The 3,058-nt window shown below is 77.2% G+C and carries 2 protein-coding genes; both read left to right on the forward strand.

The genetic code is table 11. The features are described from left to right. A partial coding sequence (locus tag N866_RS17745) for an amidohydrolase family protein (protein ID WP_034229106.1) occupies window positions 1-1,180 on the forward strand: 1,180 nt, incomplete at its 5' end. Window positions 1,181-1,514: 334 nt separating this feature from the next. After that, a partial coding sequence (gene lnt / locus N866_RS17750) for an apolipoprotein N-acyltransferase (protein ID WP_034229109.1) occupies window positions 1,515-3,058 on the forward strand: 1,544 nt, incomplete at its 3' end.

The following is a 3,058-nucleotide window of genomic DNA, read 5'->3' on the forward strand; positions in this document are numbered from 1 at the left end:
CCTGCGCGCGCTGCGCGGCTGGCGCGACGACGGCTGGGTGACCGACGACGCGCACCGGGCCGCCCGTGCGGCGACGCGCCGTCCCGAGGCCGGGACCCGCGAGTCCCTCTACCGTGCCGCGCTCGGGGCGGCGGCGGCGCAGGGCGTGGTCAGCGTGCACGAGCACAGCGCGCCGTCCTTCGACACCCGCGACGGCCTCGCGGCGCTCCTGGGGATGACGGCCGACGCCGCCTCCGCGCTGCCGCTCGTCGTGGGGTACCGGGCGGAGCTGGTCCGGGACGCCGACGCCGCCCGGGAGGTGCTCGCGGCCGTCCCGGGCCTGACGGGCATCGGCGGCGACCTCACCGTGGACGGCTCGCTCGGGTCCTGGACGGCGGCGCTGAGGACGCCGTACGCGGACCGGCCCGCATCCACCGGCACGCTCGAGCTCGACGCCGACGACGTCGCGGCGCACCTGGTCGCGGCCTCGCTCGCGGGCGCGCAGGTCGCCGTCCACGCCATCGGCGACCGCGCCCTCGACGCCGTCCTGGCGGGCGTCCGGTCCGCCCTGGCAGGACCCGACGCGCGCGCGGTCCGCGGGGTGGCGCCGCGCGTGGAGCACGCGGAGATGGCGGACGGGGAGGCGGTGGCGGCGCTCGCCGCCCTGGGCCTGTCCGTCAGCGCGCAGCCGCTGTTCGACGCCCGCTGGGGCGGCTCCGAGGGCATGTACGCCCGGCGGCTCGGTGCGGAGCGGGCGGGACGGCTCAACCCCTTCGCCGACCTCGCAGCGGCCGGTGTGCCGCTCGCCCTCGGCTCCGACAGCCCGGTCACGCCGGTGGACCCCTGGGCCGCGGTCAGCGCCGCGGTCCACCACCGGACCCCCGGGCAGCGGATCACCGCACGCGCCGCCTTCCGGGCGCACACCCGGGGCGGCTGGCGGCTGGCGCGGCTGGACCACCTGGGGGCCGGCGAGATCCGCCTCGGGGCCCCCGCCCACCTGGCCGTGTGGGACGCCCCGACGCTCGCGGTCCAGGCGCCCGACCCGACCCGCGCGGCCTGGAGCACGGACGCCCGGGCGGGCAGCCCGCTGCTGCCCGAGCTGGTGGAGCCGGACCGGCTGGAGGAGTCGGGCGCCCGCCCGCGGTGCCTGCGCACCCTGCGCGACGGCGTCGTCCTGCACGACGTCCTCGCGGACCGCTGAGGCCGGGGCGGCCGGTCTCAGCGACACGCCGACAGACACGCCGGGACGCGCGGAGCGGGCGCCGCGGATCCTGCCGCCGTGACCTGCCGGTACTCGCGTGACCTGGACGTTCGGGCCCTTGACGGGACGCGAGGAGTCGCTATGTTCGCGGGTGTCGCCCTGCACCGGGCCGGTCCGCGCGAGCGGCCCCCGCGGGCGACGCGGACCCCGGCTGGGCCCGCGTGTTCAGTAGACAACGGACGAGCGTGCGAGCGCGTGGCAGCACCGCTCGCAGCCCGTCCGGTCCGAAGGACACGCGGGCCAGTCGGCCGCGCGGTTGGTTAGGCTCGACGACGTGCCGATCCCCGAACCGCGCCGCCTGACGTCGCTCGCCCTCGCGGCCCTCGGCGGGCTGGCGACCGACGCGGCGTTCCCCGGGCTCGGGTGGTGGCCGCTGGCCCTGCTCGGCGTGGGGCTCCTCTTCGTCGCGCTGGGTCGCGACAGCGCCCGGTGGAACCTCCTCGTGGGCCTCGTCTTCGGCCTGGCCTTCTTCCTCCCGCACATCTCCTGGGCGGAGTTCGCCGTCGGGGCCGTTCCCTGGGTGGCGCTCTCGACCCTCGAGGCGGCCTTCGTGGGGCTCTTCGGCGTCGCCTGGTCCTGGGCACGCCGCGGGGCCGCGATCTGGTGGCGGGCCCGCTGGCAGGTGCCCGCCTTCGCGGTGCTCTGGGTCGGCATGGAGGAGCTGCGGTCCGTCTGGCCCTTCGGCGGCTTCCCCTGGGGCCGCCTGGCGTTCTCCCAGGCCGACTCACCGCTGGCGCGCTGGGCCTGGGCCGGCGGGGTGCCCCTGCTGACCGGCCTCGTCGTCGTCGGGGGCGTCCTGGTGGGTCTCGCGCTGCTGGCCCTGCGGCGGCTGGACCTGGGGGTCGCCAGCGGTGCGGTGCTGCTGGTCGCCGTGCTCGTGGGCTCGGGCCTGCTCGTCCCGCTGGACACCCGGGAGGAGGCAGGCCGGCTCGCCGTCGGTGCGGTGCAGGGGAACGTGCCCAACCGTGGGCTGGACTCCTTCTCCCAGCAGCGCGAGGTGCTGGAGAACCACGTCGCGGGCACCTACGCCCTGGCCGAGGAGCGCGGGGCCGGGAGCCTCGACGTCGTGCTCTGGCCGGAGAACGGGTCCGACATCGACCCCCGCGTGGACGCGGCCGCGGGGGACCTCGTCGCCGGGGCGGCCCGCGCGGTCGGCGCGCCGCTGCTGGTGGGCACGCTGGAGTACCCCGCCGACGGCGGCAGGTACAACATCTCCCTCCTGTGGGACCCCGAGTCCGGTCCGGGCCAGGCCTACGCCAAGCAGCGCCCGGCTCCCTTCGCCGAGTACATCCCGCTGCGGGACGTCGCCCGGCGGTTCTCCGACGCGGTCGACCGGGTCCGCACGGACATGCTGCCCGGGACGGAGCCCGCCGTGCTGCAGGTCCCGGTCGATCGGCTGGGCCGTGACGTGCCGCTCGGCGTCGGCATCTGCTTCGAGGTGGCGTACGACCGGATCCTGCGCGAGTCCGTCCAGCTCGGCGCCGAGCTGCTGGTCATCCCGACCAACAACGCCACGTTCGGCCTCACGGACGAGTCGACGCAGCAGCTGGCCATGTCCCGCATCCGGGCCATCGAGCACGGCCGGTCCACGGTGCAGATCTCGACCGTGGGCGTGAGCGCCCTCATCACCCCCAACGGCCGGGTCCTGCAGCAGACGGAGCTGTTCACCGCGGCCACGATGACGGACGACCTGGCGCTGCGGACCACGCTCACCCCGGCGACCCGCTACGGCGACGTCCTGACGTGGGCGCTGCGCGGGCTCGCGGTCGCGATCGTCCTCGCGGGCACCGCGGGCGCCCTGCGGACGCGCCGCGAGGC

This window comes from Actinotalea ferrariae CF5-4 (assembly GCF_000603945.1).
GTDB classification, from domain to species: Bacteria; Actinomycetota; Actinomycetes; order Actinomycetales; family Cellulomonadaceae; genus Actinotalea; species Actinotalea ferrariae.